This is a genomic window from Acinetobacter brisouioides, from assembly GCF_004331075.1.
GTDB lineage: Bacteria > Pseudomonadota > Gammaproteobacteria > Pseudomonadales > Moraxellaceae > Acinetobacter.
In genome coordinates this window covers 471,822-488,770 of the sequence record NZ_SJNX01000001.1, presented here as the reverse complement: position 1 = coordinate 488,770, position 16,949 = coordinate 471,822, and the positions used below count along the sequence as shown (strand labels likewise).

General features: G+C 43.1%; 19 protein-coding genes. 11 read left to right on the top strand and 8 right to left on the bottom strand.

Annotated features, from left to right (window positions below; all coding sequences use genetic code 11):
* Positions 1-284: 284 nt before the first annotated feature.
* The 5 genes from rluB to E0H77_RS02285 form a co-directional block, all read right to left on the bottom strand.
* Positions 285-1,229: a 23S rRNA pseudouridine(2605) synthase RluB gene (gene rluB / locus E0H77_RS02305; RefSeq protein WP_131314929.1), complete on the bottom strand. Its 945-nt coding sequence runs from the start codon at positions 1,227-1,229 to the stop codon at positions 285-287.
* 42 nt (positions 1,230-1,271) lie between these two features.
* Positions 1,272-1,859: an SMC-Scp complex subunit ScpB gene (gene scpB / locus E0H77_RS02300; RefSeq protein WP_004901766.1), complete on the bottom strand. Its 588-nt coding sequence runs from the start codon at positions 1,857-1,859 to the stop codon at positions 1,272-1,274.
* Complete coding sequence (locus E0H77_RS02295) at positions 1,856-2,647, bottom strand: segregation and condensation protein A (RefSeq protein WP_131374682.1); 792 nt, start codon at positions 2,645-2,647, stop codon at positions 1,856-1,858. The genes scpB and E0H77_RS02295 overlap by 4 nt, the downstream gene beginning before the upstream one ends.
* Positions 2,648-2,828: 181 nt before the next feature.
* Complete coding sequence (locus tag E0H77_RS02290; protein WP_131374680.1) at positions 2,829-3,446, bottom strand: L-threonylcarbamoyladenylate synthase; 618 nt, start codon at positions 3,444-3,446, stop codon at positions 2,829-2,831.
* A gap of 84 nt (positions 3,447-3,530) precedes the next feature.
* Complete coding sequence (locus tag E0H77_RS02285) at positions 3,531-4,193, bottom strand: elongation factor P hydroxylase (RefSeq protein ID WP_131374679.1); 663 nt, start codon at positions 4,191-4,193, stop codon at positions 3,531-3,533.
* 95 nt (positions 4,194-4,288) lie between these two features.
* On the opposite strand from E0H77_RS02285, the gene E0H77_RS02280 reads away from it, so the two are divergent.
* The 5 genes from E0H77_RS02280 to acpP all read left to right on the top strand — a co-directional run bounded on the left by E0H77_RS02280 (position 4,289) and on the right by acpP (position 7,307).
* Positions 4,289-4,846, top strand: a complete 558-nt coding sequence (locus tag E0H77_RS02280) for a YceD family protein (protein WP_004901751.1) — start codon at positions 4,289-4,291, stop codon at positions 4,844-4,846.
* A gap of 77 nt (positions 4,847-4,923) precedes the next feature.
* A complete protein-coding gene (rpmF, locus tag E0H77_RS02275) occupies positions 4,924-5,106 on the top strand; it encodes a 50S ribosomal protein L32 (protein ID WP_004750811.1) in 183 nt (60 codons plus the stop codon).
* Between the two features lie 155 nt (positions 5,107-5,261).
* A complete protein-coding gene (gene fabD, locus E0H77_RS02270; RefSeq protein WP_131314924.1) occupies positions 5,262-6,248 on the top strand; it encodes an ACP S-malonyltransferase in 987 nt (328 codons plus the stop codon).
* Positions 6,245-6,979, top strand: coding sequence for a 3-oxoacyl-ACP reductase FabG (gene fabG / locus E0H77_RS02265; RefSeq protein ID WP_131314923.1), 735 nt, complete (start codon positions 6,245-6,247; stop codon positions 6,977-6,979). Before fabD ends, fabG begins: the two co-directional genes overlap by 4 nt.
* A 91-nt stretch (positions 6,980-7,070) precedes the next feature.
* Positions 7,071-7,307: an acyl carrier protein gene (gene acpP, locus E0H77_RS02260; protein WP_004750816.1), complete on the top strand. Its 237-nt coding sequence runs from the start codon at positions 7,071-7,073 to the stop codon at positions 7,305-7,307.
* A 69-nt stretch (positions 7,308-7,376) separates the two neighbouring features.
* Here acpP and E0H77_RS02255 read toward each other — a convergent pair whose 3' ends face one another.
* Positions 7,377-8,795, bottom strand: coding sequence for an NAD(P)/FAD-dependent oxidoreductase (locus E0H77_RS02255; RefSeq protein WP_131374677.1), 1,419 nt, complete (start codon positions 8,793-8,795; stop codon positions 7,377-7,379).
* Between the two features lie 21 nt (positions 8,796-8,816).
* Positions 8,817-10,148 carry an APC family permease gene (locus E0H77_RS02250; protein WP_131374675.1) on the bottom strand — a complete coding sequence of 444 codons (1,332 nt, stop codon included), beginning with the start codon at positions 10,146-10,148 and terminating at the stop codon, positions 8,817-8,819.
* 103 nt (positions 10,149-10,251) lie between these two features.
* On the opposite strand from E0H77_RS02250, the gene E0H77_RS02245 reads away from it, so the two are divergent.
* Entirely contained in the window at positions 10,252-10,611 is a 360-nt protein-coding gene (locus E0H77_RS02245) for a COG3415 family protein (protein WP_131374673.1), read from the top strand.
* Between the two features lie 437 nt (positions 10,612-11,048).
* Here E0H77_RS02245 and pcaU read toward each other — a convergent pair whose 3' ends face one another.
* Positions 11,049-11,873 carry an IclR family transcriptional regulator PcaU gene (gene pcaU / locus E0H77_RS02240; protein WP_131374671.1) on the bottom strand — a complete coding sequence of 275 codons (825 nt, stop codon included), beginning with the start codon at positions 11,871-11,873 and terminating at the stop codon, positions 11,049-11,051.
* A 276-nt stretch (positions 11,874-12,149) separates the two neighbouring features.
* Between pcaU and E0H77_RS02235 the strand changes: the two genes are divergently transcribed.
* The 5 genes from E0H77_RS02235 (at position 12,150) to pcaD (ending at position 16,946) form a co-directional block, all read left to right on the top strand.
* Entirely contained in the window at positions 12,150-12,836 is a 687-nt protein-coding gene (locus tag E0H77_RS02235; RefSeq protein ID WP_131374669.1) for a 3-oxoacid CoA-transferase subunit A, read from the top strand.
* Positions 12,837-12,846: 10 nt separating this feature from the next.
* A complete protein-coding gene (locus E0H77_RS02230) occupies positions 12,847-13,500 on the top strand; it encodes a 3-oxoacid CoA-transferase subunit B (protein WP_004750828.1) in 654 nt (217 codons plus the stop codon).
* A gap of 91 nt (positions 13,501-13,591) precedes the next feature.
* Positions 13,592-14,797: a 3-oxoadipyl-CoA thiolase gene (gene pcaF / locus E0H77_RS02225; protein WP_131374667.1), complete on the top strand. Its 1,206-nt coding sequence runs from the start codon at positions 13,592-13,594 to the stop codon at positions 14,795-14,797.
* A 2-nt stretch (positions 14,798-14,799) separates the two neighbouring features.
* Positions 14,800-16,161, top strand: a complete 1,362-nt coding sequence (locus E0H77_RS02220) for a 3-carboxy-cis,cis-muconate cycloisomerase (protein WP_131374665.1) — start codon at positions 14,800-14,802, stop codon at positions 16,159-16,161.
* A complete protein-coding gene (gene pcaD / locus E0H77_RS02215; RefSeq protein ID WP_131374819.1) occupies positions 16,161-16,946 on the top strand; it encodes a 3-oxoadipate enol-lactonase in 786 nt (261 codons plus the stop codon). Before E0H77_RS02220 ends, pcaD begins: the two co-directional genes overlap by 1 nt.
* The last annotated feature ends 3 nt before the right edge of the window (positions 16,947-16,949 follow it).

Sequence of the window (16,949 nt, the reverse complement as noted above, 5' to 3'; positions counted from 1 at the left end):
TTAGTGGTTCATTTGTTTGAGTGCTTCGATCTGTTGTTGTGCCATTTTTAAATCATGCTGCACTTCGGTCAAATTTTGCTGTAAGGCCACTTGTTTAAGATTATATCGATATCAGGATATTGGATAGGATACTAGAATATAACCGAACCAGAGTTTGGGGGATTTAACTCTCGTGAACGAGAAACCATAAATAAGTGATGAAATTTTAATTTTATTCTAAAAATATGTGATGTGGGGGAAGAACCTTTATGCCTCAAATCAAGGCATAAAGGTGAGTAATCACATTATTTTTTGAAGTTTTTGCCTTGACCAGCTGGCTTACGTTGTCCACCATTACTGCTAGAAGGATTCGCTTGCTGTTGTGGTTGCTGTGGGGCATCGCTATCACGGCGCTGTTGGCGGAGGAAACCACCACGACGTGCTGCCATTGGTTTTTCAGTCATACGCTCGGCACGACGTTTTGCCATACCATATAAACCTGTACCTTGGCGTGGTTTCAATTCAACCTGTTTGACCAAATTGTCAATATCTTGCTTATCGAGTTCCATCCAACGTCCTGTGCGTAATTCACGCGGTAACATGACTGAGCCATAGCGGGTACGCAACAAACGGCTCACTTTTAAGCCTTGAGATTCAAATAGACGACGTACTTCACGGTTACGTCCTTCTTTCACTACAACTTGATACCAGCGGTTAATCCCTTCACCACCCAAGTCAGAAAATGATTCAAATTTTGCAGGGCCATCATCAAGGGTGACACCTTTAAGCAAATTGTTGCGCATTTCTTTGGTGACTTCACCCATGACACGCACCGCATATTCACGTTCAATTTCATTTGAAGGGTGCATTAAACGGTTCGCGAGTTCACCATCGTTTGTGAACAACAGCAGACCTGTACTGTTAATGTCCAAACGACCGACCATAACCCAACGGTCGTTGCTAATTTGTGGCAAATTTTCGAACACGGTCGGGCGATTTTCTGGGTCGTTACGTGAGCAGATTTCGCCTTCTGGTTTGTAATAAATCAACACGCGGCGGCGAATTTCATCTTCAATTTGGAATTGAACTTTACGACCATCAATACGCAGTTCATCGGTTGGTTCGATGCGTTCACCCACTTGGGCAATTTTACCATTCACGCTTACACGACCAGCGGCAATGACTTCTTCCATATAACGGCGAGAACCCAAACCAATACGCGCTAAAACCTTCTGTAGTTTTTCACTCATGACAGCATAACCTTAGAATTAATCAATCAACAGTCCACCTATTCACGACTTTGCTGCTTGGGCATCAAGTGTCATGAAAGCTTCCTTGGCATCCTGCAGGGGAGGCAATTGGCTTAGCGAAGCTAAACCAAAAGCATTCAAAAATTGGGGCGTTGTAATCAACAGCGCCGGTCGTCCAGGGAGTTCGCGAAAACCTGATTCTTTAATCCAGTTAAAGTCAAATAATGTACGCAAAATTTGACTGTTGTTGCTCACTCCACGAATTTGTTCAATATCTGCACGGGTTACTGGCTGATGATAAGCGACCACAGCCAGAGTTTCGAGTAGAGAAGGTGATAACCGCGTTGGTCGTTCTGGCCAAGTCTGGGTAATCACCTGTCGATATTTGGCGCGGACTTGAAAACGGAAGCCCTGTGCGGTTTCAATCAGCTCAATAGAGCGGCCATGCTGTAACACAGCCAGTTGCTGCAAATATTGATGTAATTGTTGTTTGGTATATTGATTTTGAAAAGCTTCTTTTAAACGAGCAATCGACACAGGGGCATCGCTGGCAAAAATAATAGCTTCTAATTGCATTAAAACTTCATGATGCAATTCATCAATCGACATGGTCATGCTATTCACACTCATGCAGCGACTCCCTGAATTGCAAGCGGTGCTTCAATACCTGTGGCAACAATCTGAACTTTTTGCTGGCGGGTAAGCTCTAAAATTGCCATGAAGGTCACGACCATACCCATTTTACCTTGACTTGGTTTGAGTAAGGCAGAAAAGTTTAAAACTTTCCCAGATTCAAGCATCAGTTCAATATAAGCAATCCGTTCTTCAAGTAAAACGGGCTCTTGTTGAACTTGATGAACAACGGGTTCAGGGCGGTTAAAGACACAAAACAGTGCATCTTTGAGTAAATCGACACTGTAACCTTCATAAACAGCAGTGCTTTGCCCTAAACTGACATTGATATTAAAGGTATCGCGTTCAAGAATAGGAAATTGCCCAAGACGTTCGGCTGCCTTTTTAATACGTAAATAAGTTTCTAAACGGTCAATTAGTTGCTGTTTTGGGTCTTTTTCTAATTCGATATTTTTGGGTTTTGGCAATAACAGACGCGATTTTAGATCTGCCAATAATGCTGCCATGACCATATAGTCTGCGGTTAACTCGATATTGAGTGACTTCATTGCATCCATATATTGTAAATATTGGTTGGCAATCGGTGCAATATCGAGCTGGAGCAAGTCAAAACCATTTTTTTGAATCAGGTAAATTAAAAAGTCGAGTGGTCCCTCGAAGTGCTCGAGTAAAATTTCAAAGGCGGCAGGAGGGATATATAAATCTTCAGGAATGGTTTCTTGCCATTCATCCAGAACACGAATGTGTGGAGCAGATTCCATCGTGGAGTGAAGCACTTGATTCATTGCAATATTAGGCCACGCGAATTTTCAAAGGCATGAGGAGTCTACAGCGTAAAATGACGGGGAAGAAAATAAAATAATTTTCAACACCCCATAAAGTTTACCATTTTATGACATTCGCACCTCGAATGAAACGAAAATACACAATATTTCCGATAAAAATCATAAAAGGTTAAAATTGTCGCTATTCAAACATGCTGACATCACCGACACCATGACGAATCACAACAGGCGAATCACCTGATAAATCGACAACACTGGTTGTGGTCAGTGTACCCAAACCACCATCAATAAACACATCAATGCGTTTACCGAGTTGCATTTCAATGTCATAAGGATCATCGAGCGGGTCACTTTGACCAGGAAGAATGAGTGTACTGGTCAATAAAGGTTCACCAAGCTCTTTAAGTAACATCTGGCAGATCGGATTGCTTGGCACACGTAAACCAATGGTTTTTTTCTTTGGGTGCATCAATCGGCGTGGAACTTCGCTGGTTGACTGTAAAATATAAGTGGTCACTGCTGGAGTATTCGCTTTAAGTAAACGATAGGTGGCATTATCGACTTTAGCAAAGGTCGCAATGTCAGACAAATCGCTACAGATAATCGCGTATTGGTGTTTGTCACCCAGATTCCGAATTTGAGCAATCCGCTCCATCGCGCTTTTATTTCCGATTTGGCAACCGATTGCATATGCAGCATCAGTGGGATAAACAACAACATCCCCAGCACGAATACGCTCAACCGCCTGTTGAATGAGTCGGGGTTGTGGATTTTCAGGATGAATTCGTAAATGCAACATTGTTGTTCTCCTAAGCGCTGTGCATGGCTATATTATGAAACGGTTCCGTAAAAGGGTGCAATGTTGTTTATTATCAAACAATTTTTAATCTAACATTTCGCGACAAAACTCATCTGCATGTAAACTTTTGCCATTGCGCGTGCATAAACAGATACACGCAATAAAATGTGCTGCATCACAAGGCAGGCGTGCTTCGCCAGAGAAGTAATGCTGAACTTGTGCATATACATTGTCTTTAAAACGAATTCCATCTCCGCCGTCACCAGTGAGATTATCTAAAGACACACGAAATTTCCGACCAAAGGCAACTGCAAATAACCACTCAATCGCTTGTGGTTTAATTTCAACTTGTTCAAATAAATTTTGCTGTTCTTGTGTACGCCCATCGGGTGCATACCAATAACCAAGGTCTGCGAGCAGGCGGCGTTTTGCTCCCGCAATTGTCCAGTGGCTGATTTCATGTAATGCACTATTGAAAAAACCATGCGCAAACTGGATTTTTGCAGGTTCGTGGTCTGTTGCAGGAAAATATTCGGGTTCGTTCTCGCCCTTGAATAAAATCACATTGTGATGGGAAAACCACTGATTAAAGTGTAATATAAGCCAATCTACTTGCGATGCCTCACTCTGACATGTTGACCATGCCAAGCGTTGTACTTGGTCTAAAGACAAAGTGAAATCCAAGTTAGGCAGGGTGTGAACAAGTGATGACGTGTTAACTTTAGGTTGCGGCTGCAACAAATGCATAACTTAATTTACCCGATAGTTCTGTTTCAAAGTGCAAAATTGTATCTTAAACTTTGACAGAGTTCAGATGAATTTGTAGAATTGTCGCCTTAATTATGTCAGCAAATACCTTTCCGGCAAAAATTGAGCCGTTTAAATGGGCTGAACAAGGCTATACATGGTCAGGAAAACTGCCCCTGTCAAGCTTTGTTCGAATCGCTCGTGAATCCACTGGATCGATTGAAAATCAATGGGTTCAAGTAGACTGTAAACTATCAATGGATGCATATCACCGAATAGTTTGGTTGAGTGCACACGTTGAGACCCAACTTCCAATGGAATGCCAGCGTTGTTTGGATACTGTTGGGGTTGATTTAGTTTTAGACGTTCATTTAGCACTAATCGATGATGAGTCACTGATAGAGCGCTTGGATGAGGATGCTGATTTCATCGTTTTGGGTGAAAGTGAGTCGTCAACAAAAGGGTCGATTGATCAACCTGCTACTGTTGATTTACTTTCTTTACTTGAAGATGAATTGTTATTGTTGGTGCCATTGTCTCCTAAACATACAGTTTGTGAGCATAAGCACCGACCGACCGTGCAGGACGTTGTTGAAGAAAAACGGGACAACCCGTTTGACGTATTAGCAAGTTTGAAGGGTAAACTTAACTGATAAAGTATGTTATACTTTCCAGTCAAGGCAACTGAATTTGTTCTGATCCATTTTTTCGATTTCTGTAAGGAGCCATCATGGCTGTTCAGCAAAACCGTAAAAGTCGCTCTCGCCGTGACATGCGCCGTTCACATGACGCTTTAACCGAGAATGCATTAACTGTAGACCAAGCTACTGGTGAAACTCATCGTCGTCACCACGTAACTAAAGACGGTTTATACCGTGGTCGCCAATTATTCGCTAAAGTATCTGCTGAATAATCGGTTTGCATTAAGCCTTGGCTTAGTGACAAAAAGGGGAGCGCAAGCTCCCTTTTTTTATTGAATGAAATGTTGTATTTGGCAATTAAAAATCGTGAAATTTAATGTTAAATTGCATTACCGAACTTCAAGAGAAGACAAAAAAGGATTCTTATATGTCTGCTAAACGACTCGATCAAGTAGTTCAAGCAACTAAAACTGCATTTGTGTTTCCTGGTCAAGGCTCACAAAAAGTCGGCATGCTCGCCGAAATTGCAGAGCAGTTTAGTGGTGTTCAGAACACTTTTGCAGAAGCTTCTGAAGCATTAGGTTTTGATTTGTGGCAGATTGCCCAAACAGGCGAAGGGTTAGATCAAACAGAAAATACTCAACCTGTATTGTTAACTGCAAGTGTTGCGTTATGGCGTACTTGGTTGGATTTGGGTGGTGTTGCGCCTAAATATTTGGCAGGTCACTCGCTAGGCGAATATAGTGCCTTGGTTGCGGCTGAAGCGATGAGCTTGGCAGATGCAGTGAAATTGGTCAATTTACGCGGTAAATTGATGCAAACAGCAGTGCCTCAAGGTCAGGGTGCCATGGCTGCGATCTTGGGTTTGGCTGATGACCAAGTCGTTGCACTTTGCCAACAAGTTAGTGCTAATGCTGAGGGGTCAGTTGAAGCGGCTAACTATAATTCACAGGGTCAGGTCGTAATTGCAGGCACAACAGCGCTTGTACAAACAGTTATGGCAGAAGCGAAAGCCCAAAATGGCAAGGCAATTGCATTACCTGTGTCTGTGCCATCGCATTGTTCATTGATGAAACCGGCTGCTGAGCAATTTGCACAGGCTTTGGAACAAACTGCCATTGAGCTACCACGTATTCCTGTAATACAAAATGTAAATGCTCAGGCAGCGACTGATGTTGCTCAGCTACGTCAAGCTTTAACTGCACAATTGTACCAGTCTGTACAATGGACGAAGACCATGCAATATCTACAAGATCAAGGTATTGGTTATATTGTTGAATGTGGTCCAGGTACAGTATTGAGCAATTTGGCAAAACGTTTACCAAACATTGAAAAAACATTTGCGATTGATAGTAAGAGTCGCATTGAAGATGCCCTAAATGCTGTTTTAGTGGCTGAAGGAAAAATTGCATGACACAAGAACGAAAAGTCGCATTAGTTACAGGCGCGAGCCGTGGTATTGGTGCTGCGATTGCTCAACAACTCATCCAAGATGGTTTTTTTGTGGTAGGTACAGCGACTTCTGAAGCTGGCGCAGAAAAATTAACTCAGCAATTTGCCGAAAATGGTGCAGGTGCTGTGCTTGATGTGCGCAATGCTGAAGCAATTGACCAATTGGTTTCAGATATTGAACAAAAATATGGTTCAGTGCTTGTATTGGTCAATAATGCTGGCATTACTCGTGATAACTTATTATTGCGTATGTCAGAAGATGACTGGGATGATATTTTAAACATCCATCTGAAAGCTGTTTATCGTTTATCTAAACGTGTATTGAAGGGAATGACCCGTGCACGTTTTGGTCGCATTATCAATATTAGTTCAGTGGTTGCACATTTTGCAAACCCTGGTCAAGCCAACTACTCTGCTGCTAAAGCAGGGATTGAGGCATTCAGTCGTAGCCTAGCTAAAGAAATGGGTAGCCGTCAAATTACGGTGAACTGTGTTGCGCCAGGCTTTATTGCAACTGAAATGACTGACCAGTTGAGTGAAGAAATTCGTAAGAAAATGAGTGAGCAAGTTGCACTTGGTCGTCTAGGCGAACCTCAAGACATCGCAAATGCGGTCAGCTTCCTTGCGGGTGAAAAATCCAGTTACATTACAGGTACTGTGTTACATGTAAATGGTGGGTTATACATGGCTTAATCCTAAGCTATTAAACTTTTAAAATTTTTTATATTCAATTAAACTAACGGCATTAAAAAACGCCATACGCAATGAAATGAGGAGAATTCCTGTGAGCGATATCGAACAACGTGTAAAGCAAGCAGTCGCTGAACAATTAGGTTTACGTGCTGAAGAAATCAAAAACGAAGCATCTTTCACAGATGATTTGGGTGCGGATTCTTTAGATCTCGTTGAACTTGTTATGTCTTTCGAAAATGACTTCGACATCACTATTCCTGATGAAGATTCAAACGAAATCACAACTGTTCAATCTGCAATTGACTATGTTACTAAAAAACTTGGTTAATAAGTTGTAGATATAAAAAAGCCGCTCTTAAGCGGCTTTTTTATTATAAATAAAACAGGATACTTACAATTAGAAAGAAACCATCTTGCCAGGGTTCATCATGGCACCTAAACCATAAGCACCTTTTGCTACAGGAATCACCAATGGTGCTAATGCTCGGCCAAAGGTAATGTCTTTATGTTGAATTTGAGTGAGCATTTCAAAATCTTGAGCTTGTCCAACAAAATCATCGGCAATGGCTTTACCAATTCGAACTGTTTGTGCAACACCATGACCACTCCAGCCGTGTACTGCATAAATTGGGAATTTATTGCCAAATTTACGACAGTCGGTTGCTCCATTTACAGTTAAGTCAGTTGTACCACTCCAGACAAAGTCGAGTTCAACCTGTTTAAGCTGCGGAAAAACGCTGTTAATGCGTCCTAGCAAGTATTGGTAGGTTTTTTCTGGGCTCCAGCAACTTCCTGTACCTTGCCCTCCAAAGAGCAGACGGTTTTTGCTGACTCCGCGATAGTAGTCAATTTGGAACTGGGTGTCATACACAGGATGATCACTTGGTAATAGTTCACTTAAATCAATTTCGAGCGGTGCGGTGGTGCAGACATAGGTATAAAAAGGAATCGTGGTTTGATTATGCTGCGGTAATAATTTGAAAGATGCATGATGCACCCCAATCACGACACTTTTACGTGCCTTGATCGTACCATGAGCTGTATGCACATAAATGCCGTCATCACGTTCTTCAATTTCAGTCACTTCGGTACATTCGTAGATGGTGCCACCATTTTGCAAGAAGCCGTAAGCAATTCCTCGATTGAGCGCTAACGGATGAATGTGCCCACCTAAACGGTCAATTAGCCCACCAAAATAACTGTCTGATTTGATATGGTCGAATAGCTCGTGTTTTCCGACAACATGAGTGTGATTTTCACCTAAATATTTGCGTGCATCTGAGCCTTGCGTTAAGGCAACCAAATGCCCTTCATGCACAGCTGCGGTAATATGGCCGCGTTTGCGCTGTAAATTTAGCTGGTATTTGGCAGCAATATTGTCAATCAATTGCATGGCTTCAACAGAAGTGAAGTTCCAGAGGCGCTTGGCATCTTCATGGCTAAAGTGTTCAATCATTTCCTCTGCTTCCCAGCGTGCAAGCCCAGGAGTGAGCTGCCCGCCATTGCGCCCAGAAGCAGCACTGCCAATACGGTCTTTATCGAGCAGAATAGTTTCAACACCTTGTTCCGCCAGATGCAGTGCAGTCGATGAGCCCAAAAGCCCAGCACCAATCACGACAACATCACATTCTGTATTGCTATTGAGTGCATCGAAGGTCTGCCATTCAGCCAAAGAGCTTTCGTAGTAGTTGGCTGGACTCTCAATTTGCACCTTATTAGGGTTAACCCAGTTCCAGTCCTTGTCGTTCAACTGGTTGATACTGACTTTAAATTCAACATCTTCCAGCAAGTTAGGTTTCTTAACCAGTTTTTGCATTTTGATACTCACTTGATTGAATTAATAAGCATTGCTAATCGCAATTGATTGTTTTTTTGCTTTTTTATAGATAAAGAACATAATGCCAACCCCAAGCCATATGCCACCAAAACTCAGTGCAGATTTTTCAAGGTTCATCCATAAGCACACAATGGCGGCAACAGAAATGAGTGGGAGTATGGCATTAAAAAATTTATTTTTTAGTCCTTGGCGCTGCTTGTTACGCACATAGAATTGCATAAAGACTGAAAAATTAACTGCAGTAAAGGCAACCAAAGCCCCAAAACTAATCAGGTTTACCACTTGAGCAAGATCAAGGAAAATTGCACTTAAAGATACAAGCCCAATAAACAAGGTCGCATAAAGCGGTGTTCCAAAGCGTGGGTGAATACTGCCGAAGGTTTTTTTATGGAAAATACCATCACGACCCATAATGTAAATTAGGCGTGAAGCGCTGGCATGACTGGCTAAGCCAGAAGCAACAGTATTCATGATTTGCCCGGTTAGGAACACAGATTGAAATAGTGCACCACCCACATACAGTACAATTTCAGGGAGTGCTTCATCAGGGTGTTTAAATTGTGCATTGGTTGGGAAATACAGTTGGATAAACCACGCTGCGGTAAAGAAAATCACACCGCCAATCAGTGTTGTTAATATTACGGCACGTGGAATATTGCGTTTAGGATCTTTGGTTTCATGGGACAGTGTTGTAACGGCATCAAACCCCAAGAATGAAAAACACAAAATGGATGCCCCAGCAACAAGAGGCAGTAGATGAGTATTTCCATGAAACAGTGGCGCAAGGGTTAAAACATGTTCAGAGCCTTGAGTGCTACTCACGCCATGAATGACCAAGTAAACAAAGAACACCATTAACAGTACAGGTGCGAGTACAAAGATTAAGCTTAAGTTAGCTAACAAGTTGACTTTAAAAAGGTTAATAAAAGTAACCACACTAGCGGCAATCAGCACCCATGCCCAGTAAGGGACACCTGGTAAAATTGCTTCCAGATAAATACCACAGAGTAAAGCATTGATCAGTGGTAACAAAATGTAGTCTAAAAGAGCACACCATCCGACAAAAAAACCTAGAGATGAACCACAGCTTTCCGCTGTGTAGGTATAAGCTGAGCCTGGCTTTTCAGATACACGGCTAAAGCGAGCATAGCTAAAAGCGGTGAGTAGCATGGCAACCAATGCAAACAAATAGGCTAGAGGTACATGTCCTTCGGTTGTTCCAGAAACAATGCCGAAAGTATCAAACACGGTCATTGGTGTCATATAAGCAACCCCGACCACAATCACTTGCCATAGCGATAACTTTTTTAAATGAATATCATCTTGCAGCATAATCTAATCCTTGTAACAATAATAATCCCTGTAGGGAAATATATAAACATATTTTTATTTGTGCATAAAGTGTGCCATTAATATTTTTTTTGAGAGAGTTAATATGCCGAAATATTCAATTGAAATCAGAAAAGCTGCCTTGGATGCTTATAAGAAAACTGATTATAAAGTAGCTGTATGTAAACAGTTTAATATCTCTAGAGTCACTCTGGATGCATGGATCAAGCTTGAGGAAGAGACAGGAAGCCTGCAACCTAAACCAAGTAAAAAACGGGGAGCACCCGCACATATTCAAGACTGGGAAGCTTTCCAAAACTTTATAAAAAATAATAAATTTCAAAATATTAGTGATTTAATTCCACAGTTTGAAAAAGAGTTTGGCTATAGCGTTTCGTATGCTGTTTTAGTGCGGGCAATTCATGTTTTAGGCTTGCGTCGTCGTCGTGGTCGGTTTTATGCATGAATATAAATTGTGATGAAATAGGATATTTAAAAAACTAAAAACGTTTATTATTTTTAATAAAAAAGTAAGTTTTAAATTATAAAAAAGTAAGTTTTAAATTATAAAAAAGTAAATTTAAATGATTTAAAAAGTAAAGTTATTAATATAGAAAAGTAAATTTAAATGATTTAAAAAGTAAATGTATTAATGTAAAAAAGTAAGTTTTAAATTATAAAAAAGTAAACTTATTTTTATTAAAAAGTACATTATTTAGAATAAAAAAGTAAATTTATAAAAATAAACCTGTCTATAAGTAAGCAAAAAATGCCTGTTGCGAGTGCAACAGGGATGTTTTGGGGAGTTGATTGTGAAGATATGGCTAAATTTGCAGGGTTCTATCTAGACCCACGGAGTCAAAAATAGTGTGGGATGGATCGAATAGCCAGATATCAATGTACTTAAAGTACATTGCGGAGTTCCCGTGCGGTTTCTTGCAACAACGGTAAAATATGCTGAATCAGATACTCGCGTGTTGTACGCATGGTCGGTGACACAATATTGAGTGCGGCAACGGCTTTGGAGTTGCCATTATAAATGGGAACAGCCAAGGCATGTACGCCCAACTCATGTTCTTCACAGGAGTAGCACCAGTCCTGTTCTTTTAACTCTCTTAGTAATTGCAAAAATTCAGCATTATCGACACATGTATATTTGGTTAAACGCTTGAGGGGATATTTTTCTAGCCACTCAAGTTGCTGCTCTGGTTCCAAATGTGCCAGTAAGATTTTACCTGCAGAGGTTGCATGGGCGGGCAAGCGATTTCCCAAATGTAAGCCATACGGATTGACTCGGTCAGTTTGCTGGTGTGCCGCACTACGGGCAACGGTAATCGCTTCGTAACCATCGAGTACCATGACTGAAAAGATTAAAGAAGTTTGGTTGGTCAGCAGATTAAGCAATGGCTGTGAAATTTTTGGTAATGGTGCGCCACTTAAATAAGCGCCTGAAAATTTTAAAATTTTTGGAGCCAAATAAAAATAATGACCATCATATTCTAAATAGCCCAAATACTCTAAGGTCAGTAAATGCCGACGTGCAGCAGCGCGAGTCAAACCTGTACGTTCTGCTGCCATAGAGATATTTAAACGATGCCGATCATTCCCGAAACTTTCTAAAATTGCCAGTCCTTTGCCCATGCCTGCAATAAAATCTTCATGGCGAATTATTTTTTTATTTTCTGGGTTTTGCAGCGTTTTGGTTGGTTTTTGCTCTATTTCTTCCATCTAATCCACCATGTAAAGTGCTTGACCAAGCATTATTTTCTAGGATGTTCAAAATAATAACTATTGTTCGATAGTCGAACAATATGGATGTTCATCGAACAATTACGCGTTTTACTGCTAGATGTTTAGGCGAAAATTATAAAAAATGAGCAGACAAAGGAAATCTAATTAAATTACTCGGGATTGGGTAACAAAGTTGAAAGCGACTTACTTCATCCTGCCCAATTTTTAGTTCCAATCAATTAATCATTTTATGATGCACAGTGGAGTTATCCAATGATAAATAAAAGTGCGACCTCATTTCGCGAGGTTCTGTCACAAATTAAAGATGGTTCGACCATCATGATTGGTGGCTTTGGCACGGCAGGACAACCTGCTGAACTCATTGATGGCTTACTGGATTTGGGCATCAAAGACCTGACCATTGTCAGCAACAATGCGGGCAATGGCGACTACGGTCTGGCGAAATTGCTCAAAGCAGGTGCTGTGAAAAAAGTCATCTGTTCTTTCCCGCGCCAGTCTGACTCTTGGGTGTTCGACGAACTGTACCGTGCAGGCAAAATCGAGCTGGAACTGGTGCCACAAGGCAACCTCGCTTGTCGTATCCAGGCTGCAGGTATGGGCTTAGGCGCGGTATTTACCCCGACAGGCTATGGCACTTTACTGGCTGAAGGTAAAGAAACCCGCCATATCGATGGTAAAGACTATGTGCTGGAATATCCAATCCATGCTGATTTTGCCTTGATCAAGGCACAGCAGGGCGACCGCTGGGGCAATCTGGTTTACCGTAAATCCGCACGTAACTTTGGCCCAATCATGGCCATGGCAGCGAAAGTCACCATCGCACAAGTCTCTGAAGTGGTTGAACTGGGTGCACTTGATCCTGAACACATCATTACCCCAGGCATCTTTGTGCAGCATGTGGTTCAGGTTGAACCCACTTCACCACTGACAAGCGCATAAGGAGACTGACATGAGCTATAAAAAACTAACCCGTGACCAAATTGCTGAACGTGTCGCTCAAGACATTCCTGATGGCGCTTATGTCAACCTTGGCATTGGCTTACCGACCAAGATCGCCAGCTACCTGCCTGCAGACAAAGACGTGTTTTTGCATTCTGAAAATGGCTTGTTGGCATTTGGCCCACCACCAGCAGAAGGTGAAGAAGACCCTGAACTGATCAATGCCGGTAAAGAATTCGTGACCATGCTCAAAGGCGGCGCGTTTTTCCATCATGGCGATTCGTTTGCCATGATGCGTGGTGGTCACCTTGATATCGCAGTCCTCGGTGCCTTCCAGATTGCAGCCAATGGTGATTTGGCTAACTGGCATACCGGTGCACCGAATGCCATCCCAGCCGTGGGTGGCGCGATGGATCTGGCTGTGGGTGCGAAAAAAGTCTTTATCACCACTGATCATGTCACCAAACAGGGTGAACCCAAGATTGTGGCAGAACTGACTTATCCTGCAACAGGTCTGAAATGTGTAGACCGGATCTATACCGACCTGTGTGTAATTGATGTCACACCTGAAGGGCTAAAAGTACTGGAGAAAGTCGAAGGCTTAAGCTTTGACGAGCTACAGGCAATGACGGGTGCAACACTAATCGACGCGACTCAAGGATAAATAATCCTTCCCAGCCTCCCTTTTAAAAAGGGAGGAGTATCCCCCTTGAGTCAAGGGGGATAAAGGGGGATTTAAAAGACAGGATTAAAAAATGAAAAATGCTTATATTGTCGATGCCATCCGTACTCCGTTTGGTCGTTATGCCGGTGGTCTAGCCACAGTTCGTGCCGATGACCTCGGTGCTTTACCAATCAAAGCCCTGATGCAGCGTAACCCAAGCGTGGACTGGCAACAGGTCGATGACGTGATCTATGGCTGTGCCAACCAAGCCGGTGAAGACAACCGTAATGTCGGGCGCATGTCATCTCTACTTGCAGGCTTACCGTACCAAGTGCCAGCCACCACGATTAACCGTTTATGTGGTTCATCTTTAGATGCCATTGCCATGGCAGCACGTACCATTAAAGCGGGTGAAGCCGATCTGATCATCGCGGGTGGTGTGGAAAGCATGAGCCGTGCCCCATTTGTGATGGGCAAATCGGAAACCGCTTACGGACGTACCCAAAAGATTGAAGATACCACCATGGGCTGGCGTTTTATCAATCCGAAACTCAAAGAAATGTATGGCGTGGACACCATGCCACAAACTGCAGAGAACGTGGCGGCACAGTTCCACATTAGCCGTGAAGATCAGGACAAGTTTGCTTTAACCAGCCAGCAACGTACTGCTGCAGCACAAGCCAAAGGTTACTTTGCCAACGAAATCGTGCCTGTGACGATTCCACAGCGCAAAGGTGATGCCATCGTGATTGATACCGATGAACATCCACGCGCTTCAACCACGTTGGAAACCTTGACCAAACTCAAACCTGTGGTCAACGCCGAAGGTACAGTGACTGCTGGCAATGCTTCAGGCATTAACGATGGTGCAGCCGCATTGCTGATTGCGTCAGATGAAGCCATCACAAAATACGAACTGAAAGCCCGTGCCAAAATTATTGCGGCAACCACCGTGGGTGTTGAACCACGCATCATGGGTTTTGCCCCAGCGCCTGCGATCAAGAAATTACTGAAACAGGCCAACCTGACTTTGGCACAGATGGATGTGATTGAACTGAACGAAGCCTTTGCTGCACAGGCTTTGGCGTGTACCCGTGATTTGGGGCTGGCGGATGATGATGCACGGGTCAATCCAAACGGGGGTGCGATTGCACTGGGTCATCCACTCGGTGCTTCAGGTGCGCGTCTGGTGACTACAGCACTGAACCAGCTTGAGCAGACAGGCGGCAAGTACGCGTTATGTTCAATGTGTATCGGTGTTGGTCAGGGTATTGCTTTGATTATTGAGCGAGTTTAACTATGAGCCAGTTATATGCCAGCTTATTTTATCAGGATGATGTGACTGAAGTTTTCAGTGATCAGTCTTTGATTTCTTACATGATTCAAGCTGAAGTGGCACTGGCAAAAGCTCAAGCGCAGGTTGGGGTAATCCCTCAATCTGCGGCAGATTCGATTGAAGCGATTGCACAAAAAACAGCATTGGAACAGATCGATTTTGATGCGTTAGCAACCGCGACAGGACTTGCAGGCAATATCGCAATTCCTTTTGTAAAACAGTTGACTGCAATTGTGAAACAGCAAGATGAAGCTGCCTCACGTTTTGTGCACTGGGGGGCAACCAGTCAGGATATTTTAGATACCGCCTGTATTTTACAGTGCCGTGATGCGTTGCAGCATGTTGAACACAGCGTGCAGCAAAACTACCAAGCGGCATTGACGCAGGCACAAGTTTATCGTGATCAGGTGATGATTGGGCGGACATGGCTACAACAAGCTTTGCCAATTACGCTGGGTCACAAGTTTGCTCGTTGGGCAAGTGCATTTAAACGTGATTTGGATCGGATTCAGGCAATGAAAGCCCGCGTACTGGCTGTTCAGCTCGGCGGTGCAGCGGGTTCATTGGCATCACTGCTTGATCAGGGTTCCGCAGTTGTCGAAGCATTTGCCCAACAGCTCCATTTGGCGACACCAATCTGTACTTGGCATGGTGAGCGTGACCGTATCGTGGAGATTGCCAGTGTCCTTGGCATGATTGTCGGCAACACAGGCAAAATGGCACGTGACTGGTCTTTAATGATGCAGACAGAAATTGCTGAAGTGTTTGAACCAACTGCAACAGGTCGCGGCGGCTCATCGACCATGCCGCATAAACGCAATCCTGTTGCAGCGGCATCGGTACTTGCAGCCGCAAACCGTGTACCTGCATTAATGTCCAGCATTTATCAAAGCATGGTACAGGAACACGAGCGCAGTCTTGGCGCATGGCATGCCGAATGGTTGGTGTTACCTGAGATTTTTCAGCTTTGCGCAGGTGCACTGTCTCGTACCTTGGACGTTTTACAAGGGATGGAAGTTAACCCGAGCAACATGCAGCGCAATCTGGACTGTACCCAAGGTTTGATTATGGCTGAAGCAGTCATGATGGCATTGGCACCGAAAATGGGACGCCTCAATGCACATCATCTGGTGGAAGCAGCATGCAAAACTGCGGTGGCTGAGCAAAAACACTTAAAAGAGGTCATCGCTGAACTTGATGACGTCAAAAATAATTTTTCTACAGCAGAAATTTCGACGATTTTTAAACCTGAATCTTATTTAGGCAATATTCAGGCACAAATTGATGCAGTTTTGCAGGAAGCACAGACAGGAGTGGCAAAGTGATGATCACGATTACCAATCGTCAAGGCAAGCATTTATCGGTTTATGTGGAAGGTCCTGAGAATGCACCTGCCATTATTTTTTCCAATTCGTTGGGAACCGATCATGCTATGTGGCAGCCACAGGTTGCTGAACTGAAAAAGCAGTTCAAAGTGATTACTTATGATACTCGTGGACATGGTCAAAGCGATGTCATCGCAGAGACAACTGTGCAAAACCTTGCAGAAGATGTGATCGATATTCTTGATGGCTTGAAGGTTGAGAAAGCGCATTTTTGCGGAATTTCCATGGGTGGTTTAACTGCACTGTATTTGGGAATTTATCTTCCAGCACGTTTTTACAGCATTACAGTTGCCAACTCCGCAGCAAAAATTGGAACAGCAGAAGCGTGGTTATCACGTGCTGAAGCGGTTGAGAAAAATGGTTTGGCAGATTTGGTTGCATCGACGCATAGCCGTTGGTTTAGCAGTGAATTTGACTATCAGGAAGACGCCTTGGCGCAGCAAACGATTCAAAGTTTAGCCAATACACCAGCACAAGGTTATGCCAATGCCTGCCGAGCTTTGGCACATGAAGATTTGCGTGAACAGATTGCCGATATTCAGATTCCAGCCTTACTGATTGCAGGTAAATTTGACCCGATTACTACGGTTGCTGATGCTGAGTTTATGCAGCAACGCATTGCCCGTAGTCAGCTCAGTATTTTGCCCGCATCACATTTATCAAATATTGAACAACCCGAAGGATTTACTCAGGCTCTTCAGCGCTTTATTGAAGTGATTTCATAAAGC